Source organism: Pseudomonas sp. MCal1, assembly GCF_026341415.1.
In the GTDB taxonomy this organism is placed as follows: domain Bacteria; phylum Pseudomonadota; class Gammaproteobacteria; order Pseudomonadales; family Pseudomonadaceae; genus Aquipseudomonas.
This window is the reverse complement of sequence record NZ_JAKUMP010000012.1, coordinates 153,935-169,924: the sequence shown is the minus strand read 5'-3', so window position 1 is coordinate 169,924 and position 15,990 is coordinate 153,935. Positions and strand designations below refer to the sequence as shown.

14 protein-coding genes are annotated in these 15,990 nt (G+C 62.2%); 8 read left to right on the top strand and 6 right to left on the bottom strand.

Annotation, left to right across the window (positions count from 1 at the left end; translation table 11 throughout):
• Window positions 1-18 precede the first annotated feature (18 nt).
• On the bottom strand, window positions 19-726 hold the full coding sequence (locus MKZ87_RS20710; protein ID WP_266201912.1) for a FadR/GntR family transcriptional regulator: 708 nt from the start codon (window positions 724-726) through the stop codon (window positions 19-21).
• Window positions 727-982: 256 nt separating this feature from the next.
• Here MKZ87_RS20710 and MKZ87_RS20705 point away from each other — a divergent pair, with 256 nt between their 5' ends.
• From MKZ87_RS20705 to ppx, 5 genes are all read left to right on the top strand, one after another.
• Entirely contained in the window at window positions 983-1,768 is a 786-nt protein-coding gene (locus MKZ87_RS20705) for a transporter substrate-binding domain-containing protein (RefSeq protein ID WP_085696888.1), read from the top strand.
• 21 nt (window positions 1,769-1,789) lie between these two features.
• The gene (locus MKZ87_RS20700; RefSeq protein ID WP_085702347.1) at window positions 1,790-2,470 is read left to right on the top strand and encodes an amino acid ABC transporter permease; all 681 of its coding nucleotides are present in this window, start codon (window positions 1,790-1,792) and stop codon (window positions 2,468-2,470) included.
• The gene (locus MKZ87_RS20695) at window positions 2,467-3,117 is read left to right on the top strand and encodes an amino acid ABC transporter permease (protein WP_266201911.1); all 651 of its coding nucleotides are present in this window, start codon (window positions 2,467-2,469) and stop codon (window positions 3,115-3,117) included. Before MKZ87_RS20700 ends, MKZ87_RS20695 begins: the two co-directional genes overlap by 4 nt.
• The gene (locus tag MKZ87_RS20690; RefSeq protein WP_085702346.1) at window positions 3,104-3,841 is read left to right on the top strand and encodes an amino acid ABC transporter ATP-binding protein; all 738 of its coding nucleotides are present in this window, start codon (window positions 3,104-3,106) and stop codon (window positions 3,839-3,841) included. The genes MKZ87_RS20695 and MKZ87_RS20690 overlap by 14 nt, the downstream gene beginning before the upstream one ends.
• A gap of 246 nt (window positions 3,842-4,087) precedes the next feature.
• Window positions 4,088-5,590, top strand: a complete 1,503-nt coding sequence (gene ppx, locus MKZ87_RS20685) for an exopolyphosphatase (protein ID WP_085696885.1) — start codon at window positions 4,088-4,090, stop codon at window positions 5,588-5,590.
• A 67-nt stretch (window positions 5,591-5,657) separates the two neighbouring features.
• Here the strand turns inward: ppx and ppk1 are convergent, their stop codons facing one another.
• Both ppk1 and hemB read right to left on the bottom strand, forming a co-directional pair.
• The gene (gene ppk1, locus MKZ87_RS20680; RefSeq protein ID WP_085696884.1) at window positions 5,658-7,883 is read right to left on the bottom strand and encodes a polyphosphate kinase 1; all 2,226 of its coding nucleotides are present in this window, start codon (window positions 7,881-7,883) and stop codon (window positions 5,658-5,660) included.
• A gap of 18 nt (window positions 7,884-7,901) precedes the next feature.
• Window positions 7,902-8,915, bottom strand: a complete 1,014-nt coding sequence (gene hemB, locus MKZ87_RS20675) for a porphobilinogen synthase (protein ID WP_085696883.1) — start codon at window positions 8,913-8,915, stop codon at window positions 7,902-7,904.
• 208 nt (window positions 8,916-9,123) lie between these two features.
• Here hemB and MKZ87_RS20670 point away from each other — a divergent pair, with 208 nt between their 5' ends.
• A complete protein-coding gene (locus MKZ87_RS20670) occupies window positions 9,124-9,780 on the top strand; it encodes a DedA family protein (protein ID WP_085702345.1) in 657 nt (218 codons plus the stop codon).
• On the opposite strand, the gene MKZ87_RS20665 is transcribed toward MKZ87_RS20670, so the two are convergent.
• Window positions 9,761-10,996: a sterol desaturase family protein gene (locus MKZ87_RS20665; RefSeq protein ID WP_085696881.1), complete on the bottom strand. Its 1,236-nt coding sequence runs from the start codon at window positions 10,994-10,996 to the stop codon at window positions 9,761-9,763. The two genes, MKZ87_RS20670 and MKZ87_RS20665, sit on opposite strands and share 20 nt — an antisense overlap.
• Before the next feature lie 115 nt (window positions 10,997-11,111).
• On the opposite strand from MKZ87_RS20665, the gene elbB reads away from it, so the two are divergent.
• Complete coding sequence (gene elbB, locus MKZ87_RS20660) at window positions 11,112-11,780, top strand: isoprenoid biosynthesis glyoxalase ElbB (RefSeq protein WP_085702344.1); 669 nt, start codon at window positions 11,112-11,114, stop codon at window positions 11,778-11,780.
• 139 nt (window positions 11,781-11,919) lie between these two features.
• On the opposite strand, the gene MKZ87_RS20655 is transcribed toward elbB, so the two are convergent.
• The gene (locus MKZ87_RS20655; protein WP_085696946.1) at window positions 11,920-12,375 is read right to left on the bottom strand and encodes a YaiI/YqxD family protein; all 456 of its coding nucleotides are present in this window, start codon (window positions 12,373-12,375) and stop codon (window positions 11,920-11,922) included.
• A gap of 4 nt (window positions 12,376-12,379) precedes the next feature.
• Window positions 12,380-14,275, bottom strand: a complete 1,896-nt coding sequence (locus tag MKZ87_RS20650; protein ID WP_085702343.1) for an FTR1 family protein — start codon at window positions 14,273-14,275, stop codon at window positions 12,380-12,382.
• A 151-nt stretch (window positions 14,276-14,426) separates the two neighbouring features.
• Here MKZ87_RS20650 and MKZ87_RS20645 point away from each other — a divergent pair, with 151 nt between their 5' ends.
• Window positions 14,427-15,800, top strand: coding sequence for a COG3014 family protein (locus tag MKZ87_RS20645; protein ID WP_085696878.1), 1,374 nt, complete (start codon window positions 14,427-14,429; stop codon window positions 15,798-15,800).
• Window positions 15,801-15,990: the final 190 nt, after the last annotated feature.

Genomic DNA, 15,990 nt, shown 5'->3' with positions numbered 1-15,990 from the left:
GTTTGGGTATAGCTCAAGTCACGCGCTGGCGGGGGCAATGAAGGAAATTCCGGTGCGCAGGGCCGCGTTGCGCACGTGTTCCTGCATGGCTTTCTGCGCGGCGGCAGAGGCCCGGCGAGCCAGGGCGCGGAGGATCTTGCGGTGTTCCTGCCAGGTTTCCATGGCCCGCTCGGCGCGGATGAACGGTAGTTTCTGGCTCTCCAGAAAGATGTCGGCACTGGCGGTAAGGATGCTCAGCATCGCCTGATTGCCGCTGGCCAGCAGGATCCGCCGGTGAAATTCGAAATCCAGTTTCGCCGCCGCCTCGAAGTCGCCGGCGCGCAGTTGCTCGCGCATGGCCGCGACGTTGTCTTCCAGTTCGTCCAGATCAAACGTGCTCAGCGTCACCGCCGCCAGACCGGCCGCAAACCCTTCCAGCGCATAGCGCAATTGAAAGATTTCCAGCGGCGAAGCCTGGGCTGCAAACGGCCACGCCGGCGCGCCCTCGCCGCGCGGCAATTCCACCGGCGCATGCACGAACACGCCTTTGCCCGGCTGGATGCTGACCACGCCCAGCGCACTCAAGGACGACAACGCCTCACGCAGCGACGCGCGACTGACACCCAACTGAACCGCCAGATCCCGTTGCGAGGGCAGCGCATCGCCGGGGCCGAAGCCCTGCTCGGTGATTAGTTTGCGGATCGCTTGCAGCGCCACTTCGGGTACGGCGCGGGAGATCGAGTTCATGGTTTTCCAGACGAACCAGGCCAAGGTGCGGCCAGTTGTAAAGCTATTCGAGGCATCAGGCAAGTCGTGCCCCAGCGGGGTTCGACAGGGCGCGTCGATGCGCTATCGCAGTGCGAAACCCGATCCGACTGTTCAGACCAGTAAGACCGAACAAACCCGCTAAACCCGTGGCTTTGCGGGGCCGAACCTCTGTCTTGGCACGGCCCATGCTCTGTCCGATCGCACATTTCACTTCCCGCCGATCCGGAGATTGTCCATGACGAAGCGTTACAGCGCCCTCCTCGCCGCCCTGTTTGCCGGTCTGATGCTGAGCCAGGCCCCCGCCCATGCCGACGGTCTGGATGACGTGGTCAAGCGCGGCACCTTGAAAGTCGCCGTGCCTCAGGACTTCCCGCCGTTCGGTTCGGTCGGCCCGGACATGAAGCCGCGCGGCCTCGATATCGACACTGCGAAACTGCTGGCCGAGCAGCTCAAGGTCAAACTCGAACTGACCCCGGTCAACAGCACCAACCGCATTCCATTCCTGACCACCGGCAAGGTTGACCTGGTGATTTCCAGCCTCGGCAAAAACCCCGAGCGCGAGAAGGTCATCGATTTTTCCCGCGCCTATGCGCCGTTCTACCTCGCCGTGTTCGGTCCGCCGGACGCAGCCGTCAACACTCTCGACGACCTGAAGGGCAAGACCATCAGCGTCACCCGTGGCGCCATCGAAGACATCGAGCTGACCAAGGTCGCTCCCGAAGGCGTGACCATCAAACGCTTCGAAGACAACAACTCGACCATCGCCGCCTACCTCGCAGGGCAAGTCGACCTGATCGCCAGCGGCAACGTGGTGATGGTCGCGATCAGCGAAAAGAACCCGAAACGCGTTCCCGCGCTGAAAGTGAAACTCAAGGATTCGCCGGTCTACGTCGGCGTGAACAAGAACGAGCCGGCGCTGCTGGGCAAGGTCAACGAGATCCTGGCCACTGCCAAGGCTGACGGCGCGCTGGAAAAGAATGCGCAGACCTGGCTCAAAGAGCCGCTGCCGGCCGACCTCTGACCGGCGCCGCGGGAGACTTTAATGGCCTATCAGTTCGATTTCTTGCCGGTGGTGGAAAACACCGACCTGCTGCTGCGCGGGGCGTTGTTTACCCTTGAGCTGACGGCCATCGGCGCGCTGCTCGGGGTTGGCGTGGGCATCGTCGGAGCGCTGGTGCGGGCGTGGAAGATCCGTCCGTTCTCGGCGATCTTCGGCGTGTACGTGGAGCTGATCCGTAACACGCCGTTTCTGGTGCAGCTGTTCTTCATTTTTTTTGGCCTGCCGTCCCTCGGCGTGCAGATTTCCGAGTGGCAGGCGGCGGTGCTGGCGATGGTGATCAACCTCGGTGCGTATTCGACCGAGATCATCCGCGCCGGCATCCAGGCAATTCCGCGCGGGCAGCTGGAAGCCGCGGCGGCATTGGCGATGAGCCGCTTCGAAGCGTTCCGTCACGTGGTGCTGCTGCCGGCGCTGGGCAAGGTCTGGCCGGCGCTGAGCAGCCAGATCATTATCGTCATGCTCGGTTCGGCGGTGTGTTCGCAGATTGCCACCGAGGAGTTGAGCTTCGCCGCCAACTTCATTCAGTCGCGCAACTTCCGCGCCTTTGAAACCTACGCCCTCACCACCCTCATTTATCTGTGCATGGCGCTGTTGATCCGTCAGTTACTGAATTGGCTCGGCCGGCGCTACCTGTCCAAAAGTAGCGCAAGGAGCAGCCAATGAGCGACTTCACGTTCTGGGACATCCTGCGCAACCTGCTCACCGGCCTGCAATGGACGCTGGCGTTGTCGCTGGTGGCGTTCATCGGCGGCGGGGTCGTCGGGTTGCTGATCCTGATCATGCGCATCTCGAAAAACCCGCTGCCCAGCAGCATCGCCCGCACCTGGATCGAACTGTTCCAGGGCACGCCGCTGTTGATGCAGCTGTTTCTGGTGTTCTTCGGCGTGGCACTGGCCGGGGTCGAGATTTCGCCGTGGATGGCGGCGGCGATTGCCCTGACGCTGTTCACCAGCGCCTATCTGGCGGAGATCTGGCGCGGCTGCGTCGAGGCGATTCCCAACGGTCAGTGGGAAGCGTCGTCGAGCCTGGCGCTCAATCCGCTGGAGCAACTGCGCTACGTGATCCTGCCGCAGGCGCTGCGCATCGCCGTGGCGCCGACCGTGGGCTTCTCGGTGCAAGTGGTCAAGGGCACCGCCGTGACCTCAATCATCGGCTTCACCGAACTGACCAAGACCGGCGGCATGCTCGCCAACGCCACCTTCGAACCGTTCATGGTCTACGGCCTCGTCGCCCTGGGCTACTTCCTGCTCTGCTACCCCTTGTCCCTCAGTGCGCGCTACCTGGAAAGGAGACTGCATGCCCCTGCTTAGAATTTCCGCTCTGCATAAATACTACGGCGATCACCATGTGCTCAAAGGCATCGACCTGAGCGTCGAGGAAGGCCAGGTGGTGGCGATCATCGGTCGCAGCGGCTCGGGCAAATCCACCCTGCTGCGCACCCTCAATGGCCTGGAATCGATCAACGACGGCGTGATCGAAGTCGACGGCGAATACCTCGACGCTGCCCGCGCCGACCTGCGCAGTCTGCGGCAGAAAGTCGGCATGGTGTTTCAGCAGTTCAACCTGTTCCCGCACCTGACGGTGGGCGAAAACGTGATGCTCGCGCCGCAAGTGGTGCAGAAAGTGCCCAAGGCCAAGGCGCAAGAACTCGCGCGGCGGATGCTGGAACGTGTGGGTCTGGGCGAGAAGTTCGATGCCTTCCCGGAGCGTCTCTCCGGCGGCCAGCAACAGCGCGTGGCGATTGCCCGGGCGCTGGCGATGTCGCCGAAGGTGCTGCTGTGCGACGAGATCACCTCGGCGCTGGACCCGGAGCTGGTCAACGAAGTGCTCAACGTGGTCCGCCAGCTCGCCAAGGAAGGCATGACGCTGATCATGGTCACCCACGAAATGCGCTTCGCCCGGGAGGTCGGGGACAAACTGGTGTTCATGCATCAGGGCAAGGTGCACGAGGTGGGCGATCCGAAAGTGCTGTTTGCCGATCCGCAGACGCCGGAACTGGCGAATTTCATTGGCACTGTGGAAGCAACTGCCTGAAACGGCCTGCTACCCGATCATTCCCACGCTTTGCGTGGGAATGCAGCCCGGGACGCTCCGCGTCCCAAAAGCGGACGCAGAGCGTCCATTGAGGCATTCCCACGCAGAGCGTGGGAACGATCAGCGTCATTGACCGCGCAGCGGTCACTGACTTTATGCGCTGAATCAAGGGTTTGAACCCTGCGCGTTGGCGGCAGCGTTTGATCGTGGCACGATGGCGGGGTTATCGACCGAGACCCCCTGACCATGCCCCAATCCCAAGCCAAGAATCTGTCCCTGATCGCCGCGATCGACCTGGGCTCCAACAGCTTCCATATGGTCGTGGCCAAGGCCCAGAACGGTGAAATCCGCATTCTCGAGCGGCTCGGAGAAAAGGTTCAACTGGCCGCCGGCATCAACGATGAGCGTCAGCTCAACGAAGAGTCCATGCAGCGCGGGCTCGACTGCCTCAAGCGCTTTGCCCAACTGATCAACGGCATGCCCCTGGGCGCCGTGCGGATCGTTGGCACCAACGCCCTGCGTGAGGCGCGCAACCGTGGCGAATTCATCCGCCGCGCCGAAGAAATCCTCGGCCATCCGGTGGAAGTCATCTCCGGTCGTGAAGAGGCGCGCCTGATCTACCTGGGCGTGTCCCACACCCTCGCCGACACACCGGGCAAGCGTCTGGTCGCCGACATCGGCGGCGGCAGCACCGAATTCATCATTGGCCAGCGTTTCGAACCGCTGCTGCGCGAAAGCCTGCAAATGGGCTGCGTGAGCTTCACCCAGCGCTATTTCAAGGACGGCAAGATCACCCCGGCCCGCTACGCCCAGGCGTACACGGCGGCGCGCCTGGAAATCATGAGCATCGAACACGCCCTGCACCGCCTGACCTGGGATGAGGCCATCGGCTCCTCGGGCACCATCCGCGCCATCGGCCTGGCGCTGAAGGCCGGCGGCCATGGCACCGGCGAAGTGAACGCCGAAGGCCTGGCGTGGCTCAAGCGTCGCCTGTTCAAGCTTGGCGATGTCGACAAGATCGATTTCGAAGGCATCAAGCCTGACCGCCGCGCGATCTTCCCGGCGGGCCTGGCGATTCTTGAGGCGATCTTCGATGCTCTTGAACTGCAACGCATGGATCACTGCGAAGGCGCACTGCGTGAAGGCGTGCTGTACGACCTGCTGGGCCGCCATCACCACGAAGACGTGCGCGAACGCACCCTGACCTCGCTGATGGAGCGCTACCACGTCGACCTGGAACAGGCCGCGCGGGTCGAGCGCAAAGCCCTGCACGCCTTCGATCAAGTGGCCGTGGATTGGGAGCTGGACGACGGCATCTGGCGCGAACTGCTGGGCTGGGCGGCGAAAGTGCACGAAGTCGGGCTCGACATCGCTCACTATCACTACCACAAGCACGGTGCCTACCTGATCGAGCACTCGGACCTCGCCGGCTTCTCCCGCGAAGACCAGCAAATGCTCGCCCTGCTGGTGCGCGGCCACCGCCGCAACATCCCCAAGGACAAGTTCGCCGAGTTCGGCGACGACGGCGACAAGCTGATCCGTCTGTGCGTGCTATTGCGTTTCGCCATCCTGTTCCACCACATTCGTGGCACCCAGGCGATGCCGCAGGTTGCGCTGCATGCCAACGGCAACCACCTCGACGTGGAATTCCCGGAAAACTGGCTGGATGAAAACCAGCTGACCCAGGCCGATTTCGGGCTTGAAGCCGAATGGCTGACGCGGGTGGGGATTGTTCTGACCGTTCACTGAGTGGCAAGTCAGGCGCAAAAAAGGCGATCCGGATGGATCGCCTTTTTTATTTCTTTGAAACCTGCGGTCAGCTGCTCACCGGCAGAATCGGGCTGCCCAACCGCTCCAGCAACGTCGCCTGCGCACTGCGCGGGTTCTGGTTGCCGGTCGGCGTGTTGCGGATGTAGCGGCCGTCCGATTGCAGACTCCAGCTGTGGGTGTTGTCGGTCAGGTACAGCTCCAGCTCTTTCTTGACCCGGGTCAGCAGCTTCTTGCCCTCAACCGGGAAGCAAGTCTCGACGCGCTTGTCGAGGTTGCGCTCCATCCAGTCGGCGCTGGAGAGGAACATCTGCTCCTCGCCACCGTTGAGGAAGTAGAACACCCGGGTGTGCTCCAGGAAGCGGCCGATGATCGAGCGCACGTGAATGTTGTGCGATACCCCGGCGATGCCCGGACGCAGGCAGCACATGCCGCGCACCACCAGATCGATGCGCACGCCGGACTGGCTGGCCTTGTACAGCGCGCGGATGATCTTCGGATCGGTCAGCGAGTTGAACTTGGCGATGATGTGCGCCGGTTTGCCGTCGAGCGCAAATTGCGTCTCGCGGGTAATCATGTCGAGCATGCCCTTCTTCAGGGTGAACGGCGCATGCAGCAGCTTCTTCATGCGCAGCGTCTTGCCCATGCCGATCAACTGGCTGAACAGCTTGCCGACGTCTTCGCACAAGGCATCGTCCGAGGTCAGCAGGCTGTAGTCGGTGTACAGACGGGCGTTGCCGGCGTGATAGTTACCGGTGCCGAGGTGCGCGTAACGCACGATCTCGCCGGCCTCGCGACGCAGGATCAGCATCATCTTGGCGTGGGTCTTGAAGCCGACCACGCCGTAGATCACCACCGCACCGGCCGCTTGCAGACGGCTGGCCAGTTGCAGGTTGGATTCTTCGTCGAAACGCGCCCGCAGCTCGATGACCGCCGTCACTTCCTTGCCGTTACGCGCGGCGTCCACCAGCGCATCGACGATTTCCGAGTTGGCGCCGGAACGGTACAGGGTCTGGCGCACCGCCAGAACATGCGGATCCTTGGCAGCCTGGCGCAGCAGGTCGACCACCGGGGTGAACGATTCGAACGGGTGCAGCAGCAGGATGTCCTGCTTGCTGATCACGCTGAAAATGTTCTCGCTGTTTTGCAGCAGTTTCGGGATCTGCGGCGTGAACGGCGTGTATTGCAGTTCCGGATGGCTGTCCAGCCCGGTGATGCTGAACAGACGCGTCAGGTTCACCGGACCGTTGACCTGGTACAGCTCGGTCTCGCTCAGGTTGAACTGCTTGAGCAGGTAGTCCGACAGGTGTTTCGGGCAAGTGTCGGCGACCTCCAGGCGCACGGCGTCACCGTAACGACGGGAGAACAACTCGCCACGCAGGGCGCGGGCCAGGTCTTCGACGTCTTCGGAATCGAGCGCAAGGTCGGCGTTTCGAGTCAGACGGAACTGGTAGCAGCCTTTTACCTTCATGCCCTGGAACAGGTCATCGGCGTGAGCGTGGATCATCGACGACAGGAACACATAGTTGTCACCAGGGCCGCCGACTTCTTCCGGCACCTTGATGATCCGCGGCAGCAGGCGCGGCGCCGGGATGATCGCCAGACCGGAATCGCGCCCGAAGGCGTCGATACCTTCGAGCTCGACGATAAAGTTCAGGCTCTTGTTCACCAGCAACGGGAACGGGTGCGTCGGGTCGAGACCGATCGGGGTGATGATCGGCGCGATCTCGTCGCGGAAATAGCGGCGGACCCAGGTCTTGAGCTTGGTTGTCCAGTTGCGCCGACGGATGAAGCGCACCTGATGCTTTTCCAGCTCGGGCAACAGAATGTCGTTGAGAATCGCGTACTGGCGGTCCACGTGACCGTGCACCAGCTCGCTGATGCGGGCCAGGGCCTGATGCGGTTGCAGGCCGTCAGCGCCGGCCTGTTCACGGGCGAAGGTAATCTGTTTCTTGAGGCCGGCGACGCGGATCTCGAAGAATTCGTCGAGGTTGCTGGAGAAGATCAGCAGGAACTTCAGCCGCTCCAGCAACGGGTAGGACTCGTCCAGCGCCTGTTCCAGCACGCGGATGTTGAACTGCAGTTGCGACAATTCACGGTGGATGTACAGGCTGCTGTCATCCAGGCCGGGAATCGCGATCGCCGGTGCCGCCGCGGCAGGCTCGGTTGCCGGCGCGGGTGGCGCAGGCTCCAGTTCCGGCGGGGTTTCGGTAATCTGCTCGACCACGGGTTGAGCTTCTTTTACGGCAACTTCAGTGAGTCCTTCGGTATTCATCGAATGTTCCTGGGAGGGCTATTTCTGCTCTCGTAACAATTGAGCGGCACGGACAGCAAAGTAAGTGAGGATGCCATCAGCGCCGGCACGTTTAAAGGCGGTCAGGGATTCGAGGATCACGCCTTCACTCAACCAGCCATTCTGGATCGCCGCCATGTGCATGGCGTATTCACCGCTGACCTGATAGACGAAGGTCGGCACTTTGAAGGCATCTTTTACCCGGAACAAAATGTCCAGGTACGGCATGCCGGGCTTGACCATGACCATGTCCGCGCCTTCAGACAAATCCGCGCCCACTTCGTGCAGCGCTTCGTCGCTGTTGGCCGGGTCCATCTGATAGGAGGCCTTGTTCGCCTTGCCCAGGTTCGCGGCCGAACCTACCGCATCGCGGAACGGGCCGTAATAGGCGCTGGCGTACTTGGCCGAGTAGGCCATGATCCGCACATTGACGTGACCGGCCAGCTCCAGCGCTTCGCGGATTGCCTGGATGCGGCCGTCCATCATGTCCGACGGGGCAACCACCTGGGCGCCTGCAGCGGCATGAGACAAGGCTTGCTTGACCAGCGCATCGACAGTGATGTCGTTCTGCACATAGCCTTCTTCATCGAGAATGCCGTCCTGACCGTGAGTGGTGAACGGGTCGAGGGCAACGTCGGTAATCACGCCCAGCTCGGGGAATCGGTCACGCAGGGCGCGGGTAGCGCGCTGGGCGATACCTTGCGGATTCCAGGCTTCGGCGGCGTCGAGGGATTTGAGCTCCGGCGGGGTGACCGGGAACAGCGCCAGCGCCGGAATCCCCAGTTCGACCCATTTGGCGGCCTCTTCCAGCAGCAGGTCGATGGTCAGGCGCTCGACACCGGGCATCGAGGCCACGGCTTCGCGGCGGTTTTCACCGTCGAGCACGAACACCGGCAGGATCAGGTCATCGACCGTCAACACGTTCTCACGCACCAGTCGCCGGGAAAAATCGTCACGGCGATTGCGACGCAGACGGGTGGCAGGGAACAGACGGTTGGCTGGGGTAAAGCTCACGGCAGACTCCTGAGCCCGCGCAAACCGGCGAGCGTGACAGTTATAGATGGCCATTATGACGGTCGTATGACAGTTATGTGCACCCCTGCGACAGGTAGTCGCTTTCCATTGTCCGTGTAGGAAATGTTCACGTCGAGACACATTTCGACACTTTCCTGAATGTGTCCGAAGGGTTAGGCTGCGCGTTCATTTCGCCAGCACCCAGACAATGCTCCAACAATTTCTGCATGACTTCGGCTACTTTGCCCTGTTTCTCGGGACGTTTTTCGAAGGCGAAACCATCCTGGTGCTCGCGGGCTTCCTCGCGTTCCGTGAATACATGGACATCAAACTGGTGGTGGTCGTGGCGTTCTTCGGCAGCTATGCCGGGGATCAGCTGTGGTACTTCCTGGGCCGCAAACACGGACGCAAATTGCTGGCGCGCAAACCGCGCTGGCAGATGATGGGCGACCGCGCGCTGGAACACATCCGCAAGCACCCGGACATCTGGGTCCTGAGCTTTCGCTTCGTATACGGCCTGCGCACGGTGATGCCAGTAGCGATCGGCCTGTCGGGCTATCCGCCGGGACGTTATCTGCTGCTCAACGGTATCGGCGCCGCGATCTGGGCAACCGCCCTGGCCGCTGCCGCCTACCACTTCGGCGCTGTGCTCGAAGGCATGCTCGGCAGCATCAAGAAGTATGAGTTGTGGGTACTGGGCGCACTGCTGGTGCTCGGCCTGGGCCTGTGGCTGCGCCGCCGGTTCAAGAATGCCCGGCTGGCGAAAAAGGTCTACGAGGAAGAACAGGCCGAGCAACTGGCCAAGGCCGAACAGCACAAAGCCGACATGGCCAAGGCTGCCGACCCTAAGACGCCAGCCGAGTAAGTCGCTGGCGGCAGCAATACAGCCCGATGCCGCTGAGCAGGCTGTAACTGAGCAGGCCGACCCATATCCCCGGGCTGGCCGGCCACAGCCCGACCAGCGGCGCCAGCCACACCAGCGGCAGGTTCGATGCCAGCCGCAGCGCTTCCAGCCTTCCCGCCCACGGGCGATTCTCCAGGGCCACGCCCAACACGAACAGACCGAACGCCACCGCGCTCCAGCCAAGCAGCAATGCAGCGGTGGACAGACTGTGTTCCAGATTCATCAGGTAACTGCCCAGCGCCACGTACACGCCGAACTGCAACCCCACGTACCACTGCCGACGGCTGTCCAGCGCCACCTCGAATTTGCGGAACTGACGCAGGTCCGGCTTGCTCATCGGGTACTTCGCCGCGACGTCCGCCGGACGCCAGCCGGTGCGCATGAACCAGATCCTAATTTTGTCCCACGTGCGCTCGGCCCGACGCGCGTCCTCCCACAGCTGCGCGTAGAACTGCAGGTTGGCCCACAACGGATTCCAGCTCGCCAACGGCGTGGTCACGCCAAAAATCACCGGTTCATTGTCGTCCTCTTCCTGGAACGAGCCGAACAGACGGTCCCAAATAATGAACACCCCGCCGTAGTTGCGATCCATGTAGAGAGCGTTCTGTGCATGGTGGGCCCGATGATTGGACGGCGTGACGAAGCACCACTCGAACCAGCCGAGCTTGGGAATATGCCGGGTGTGGACCCAGAACTGATACAGCAGATTCAGCGCCGCAACACTGACGAACACCAGCAGCGGCACACCGAGTACCGCCATCGGCAGGTAGAAAATCCAGCTCAGCAGAAACCCGGTGCTGGTCTGGCGCAAGGCGGTAGAAAGGTTGTAGTCCTCGCTCTGGTGATGCACCGAATGCGCGGCCCAGAGGATGTTGCGTTCATGGCCCATGCGATGCAGCCAGTAATAGCAGAAGTCATAGAGAACAAAGGCCAACACCCACACCCAGACGCTGTCCGCAGGCAACCTGACCAGCGCCAGATGCTCAAGGGCAAACGCATAGGTCACCAGGCCAACACCCTTGGTCAGCAGGCCGGTGGTGGTCGACAACACGCCGGTGCTGATGCTGTTCACCGCATCGGCCAGGCGATAGTTGCTCACCCCGCGCCAGCGGTCGGCGATGAGTTCGGCCGCCATCAATACGAAGAAAAACGGCACCGCATACAGAATGAAGTTCATGACGTGCCCTGGTCGAAATCTGTAGCACAGATCCTAGGTGTAGCCGCGGCTGCACCCTATGGCAACGAGCGACAAATTAGTGGACATTTAACGCCATGAATCTGGAGAGAAACCCATGAGCAAAAAAGTTGCAGTGATCTTGTCCGGTTGCGGCGTGTACGACGGCGCCGAGATCCAAGAGAGCGTCATCACCCTGCTGCGCCTCGACCAGCGCGGCGCTCAGGTGCAGTGCTTCGCCCCGAACATCGCGCAATTGCATGTGATCAACCACCTGACCGGTGAAGAAATGCCCGAGTCGCGCAACGTGCTGGTGGAATCGGCACGCATCGCCCGGGGCAACGTCAAGGACCTGGGCGAGGCCGATGTCGAGGACTTCGATGCGCTGATCGTGCCCGGCGGTTTTGGTGCAGCGAAGAACCTGTCGAACTTCGCCAGCGAAGGCGCCGGCTGCACCGTACAGCCGGAAGTGCTGGCGCTGGCCGAAGCCTTTGCCGAAGCGGGCAAGCCTGTCGGCCTGATCTGCATCTCGCCCGCGCTGGCCGCGAAAATCTATGGCCCGGGCGTGACCTGCACCATCGGCAACGATGCCGACACGGCCGCCGCCATGAACAAGATGGGCGCCACCCACGAAGACTGCGCGGTGACCGACATCATCGAAGACAAGGCGCGCAAACTGGTGACGACCCCGGCGTACATGCTGGCGCAGACGATCAGCGAGGCGGCTTCGGGGATCAACAAGCTGGTGGATCGGGTGCTTGAGCTGACCCACGAAAACGACGCCTGACCGGCGATAGCGATCGTTCCCACGCTCCGCGTGGGAATGCAGCCTTGGACGCTCCGCGTCTGCATTGCATCGGCGGTGAGGCTGGGACGCGGAGCGTCCCGAGAGGCATTACCACGCAGAGCGTGGGAACGATCAATGTTCAGGTTTTGCGGGTGAGCCTGGTGAGGATCCGATCCAGCGCGTTGGCAAACGCCTGCTTCTCCCGGTCACCGAACGGTGCCGGGCCGCCGCTGACCTGGCCCTGTTCACGCAAGTCGGTGAACAGGTTGCGCGTCGCCAGCCGCTCAGCCATGTTCTGCGCGTCGAACTCCTTGCCTCGCGGGTCCAGCGCCGCCACACCCTTCTTCACCAGCCGGTCGGCCAGCGGGATGTCGCTGCAGATCACCAGTTCGCCCGGCACCGCGTGTTCCACCAGATAATCATCCGCCGCATCCGGGCCACTCGGCACCACGATCAGCTTGACGATCGCCAGCGCCGGTTTGCTCTGCGGCTGCCCCGCCACCAGCACCACCTCGAAGCGGCGCTTGAGGGCAAACTTCACCACCAGCTCTTTAGCCATCTTCGGGCAGGCGTCGGCATCGATCCATACGCGCATCATCTCAGGCCGCCACCCGGCGCTTTTCCGCCACCCGGCTGCGACCGTAGAGCACGATGATCGCCGCAATCGCCACGGCCTGCGCCGTCAGCGAATAGGCATCGGCGTGAATCCCCAGCCAGTCGAAATCGAAGAACGCCACCGGCCGGGTGCCGAAGATCCCGGCTTCCTGCAACGCCTTCACGCCGTGGCCGGCGAATACCACCGACAACGCGCAGAGCAGCGCCGCGTTGATGCTGAAGAACAGCGTCAGTGGCAGTTTTGCCGAACCGCGCAGGATCACCCATGCCAGACCGAACAGCAGCACCAGCGCCGTCGCGCCGCCGGCGAGTACCGCGTTATGCCCGGCGGGACCGGCCTGCAACCACAGGGTTTCGTAGAACAGGATCACTTCGAACAGCTCGCGGTACACCGAGAAGAACGCCAGGATCGCGAAGCCGAAACGCCCGCCGCCACCGACCAGGCTCTGTTTGATGTAATCCTGCCAGGCCGCCGCGTGGCGACGGTCGTGCATCCACACGCCAAGCCACAACACCATGACACTGGCGAACAGCGCCGTGGCGCCTTCGAGCAGTTCACGCTGGGAGCCGCTGACATCGATCACGTACGCCGCCAGCGCCCAGGTGCCAAGGCCCGCCAGCAGCGCCAGACCCCAGCCGATGTTGACGCTGCGCACCGCCGATTGCTGGCCGGTGTTGCGCAGGAACGCGAGGATCGCCGCCAGCACCAGAATCGCTTCCAGACCTTCGCGCAGCAGAATCAGCAGGCCGGAAATGTAGCTCAGCGACCAGCTCAGACCGTCGCTGCCCAGCAGACCGGCAGATTCCTTGAGTTTGGCCTTGGCCGCGTCCAGACGCTGCTCGGCCTGCGCCACCGGCAAACCGTCCTGCAGCGATTGCCGATAGGCCATCAGGGATTTTTCGGTGTCTTTACGCACGTTGGCATCGACGTTGTCCAGCGAGCTTTCGACCAGTTCGAAGCCTTCCAGATACGCCGCCACCGACAGGTCATAGGCTTGATCGTGCTCACCGGCACGGTACGCCGCCAGGCTGTTGTCCAGCGTCGCGGCGGTGTAGTCGAGCAACTGCGCCGGGCCGCGCTTGACTTGTGGCGGCTGCGCCCGTTGCACGCGGAAGATCGCAGCGGCTTCAGCGCCCTCGGCAGCCTGCACTTCGGCCGGAGTCTGACGGGCAAGGTCGGCGATGTTGTAGGTCTTGTCGGATTTGGCCGTGGCCGGATCGGCGCTGAACTGTGCGATATAGGTCGCCAGGTCCCAGCGCTGACGATCATCCAGTTGATCGGCGAAGGCTGGCATGTCAGTGCCTTCGACGCCCTGACCGAGGGTGCTGTAGATCGCATACAGACTCAGGTGATCCATCCGCGCGGCGTCGCGCAGATTGGCCGGCGCCGGCGTCATGCCAAGGCCCGCCGGGCCGTCACCGGCACCCGTGTCGCCGTGGCACACCGAGCAGTTTTGCGCGTAGAGCGGCGCGCCACGGATCGGATCAGGCGTGATGATCGGGGCCTGGCTGACTTCATAAGCCACCGCCAGTTTCGCCCCCAGTTGCCGGGCCTGACGGGCCACGTCCGCGCCGTCCTGTTTCGCCGTGATGGCGGCGTGCAAGGCAGTGACACCCTGTTCCAGCGCCGCCTTCTCAGGTTTGGCCGGCAGGCCGGCGATCAGCCCTTGCAGCACTTGGGTGAATTCCAGCTGCTCGCGGTATTCACCGTCGTCGATGACCTTGCCAGCCTGCACCGTCGGCGGGTAATCGGCGCTGATGTAATCGAGCAGGTGCAGCGCTTGCGGTGCGCCTTCCACGGTGTCGGCCAGCAGATTGAAGCTGCTCAGCGCGCACAACGGGAACACCAGCCAGGCCAGGAATCGGGACGCGGCAGTCATGAATGAGTCTCAAGTGGAAATGCGAAGTTACATATTGTTCACGTCGAGGGAGCCTGACTCAAGCTTTCTCTCCAATCGCCGGCACTTGGCCATCGCCCGCCCATATAATCCGACACCTCCCGCCTTACTGTTCAAGGAAGAGCTGCACTCCATGCGCCAATGCCTGCTGTTCCCGATGTTAATCGGCACGCTCCTGCTACTTAGCGGATGCGCCGCTTACCGCAATTACGACCTGGAAATGCAGCAAACCAACGACCGGCTGATGCTCGGCGACTATCAGGGCGCACTGGATGTGCTGGAGTGGCACAACCCCTGGGAAGACAAGGACCTGCTCTACTACTTCGAGAAGGGTTCGATTCTCAGCTTCGCCAACGCACGCCCGCAGAGCCAGAAAGCCTGGCGCAGCGCCGACCGGATGGTGTTCCAGCGCGAAGAAGCCGTGCCTTCCGCCCCCATGAAGCTGCTCAACCGGTTTGCCTATGAAATGGGCACCATGCTGGTCAACGACAAGCTCAGTCGCTACGAAGGCTATGACTACGAAAAAGTCATGCTGACCACACAGATGGCCCTCAACCAATTGGGTGAAAGTGATTTCGACGGCGCCCGGGCAGATATCAAGAAGACCCACGAACGTGAAGCACTGATCGCCCGCCAGCGGGAGCGCCAGTATGAAGAGCTCGAGGAACAGGCCAAAGCTCAAGGCATCGTCGTGCAATACAAGGATCTGCAGGGCTATCCCGTCACCACCCTGGATGCGCCGGCGGTGATTGAACTGAAGAACGGCTACCAGAGTGCTTTCAGCCATTACCTGGCCGGGTTCACCTATGAAGCGCTGGGTGAACGGGATCTGGCCGCACCGGGTTATCGCCAAGCGATCGAGTTGCGCCCGAACACGCCCTTCCTCGAACAGGCGCTGCGCAATCTCGACAAACCGCCGGCCAAGGATGATGAAAGCGATGTTCTGATCGTCGTCCAGAGCGGTCTGGCGCCGGCCCGCAGCTCGGTAACAGTGCCGATCCCGGTGCGGCTCAATGAAAATCTGGTCATTACCGCGCCGATCTCGTTTCCCATTCTGGTGCCGGACACCGTCACACCGGCGTTCGACCACATCCTGGTGGATGGCCGCAAGCGGCGGCTGACCATGATCAACAGCGTTACCGACATGGCATTCCGTACGTTGCGCGACGACATGCCGGCGATCATTTCCCGGGCGATGTTTCGCGCCAACATGGCCGCCATTTCCCAGGCGCAGGAAAACGAGCGCAATCCGGCCAAGGCCTCGCTGGTCGTCACCGAGCACGATCCCTTTGAGGAGGCCGATACCCGAACGTGGCGCACGCTCCCCGACAAGACACTGGTGGCACGCATTCGACTGAAGAAAGGCGATCATCGATTCAATGCGCCCAATGCGCCCGGAGCGTCATCGGTCATCCTGCGCATCGACCGCGATCACCAGTTGGTCAACCTGCGAGTTCTGAGAGATGTCGCCAACGTAATCGGCAATGCCAGATTGCCGGACAAGTAATGGCACCTAACTAACCGGTGCAATTAAAAAGCTATTACATAGCCAGCATCGCCCGCTTATAATGCCGCGCCCCCGCTATCGCGATGCGGCATTAAAGCTCCTCTTTTTATGAGGAATTGGCAGGAGGCCAATGCCACTGTCGATCGGTCCCAGCAGCCCGACCCGCACCCGAGGCTGTCGCTACTCATGG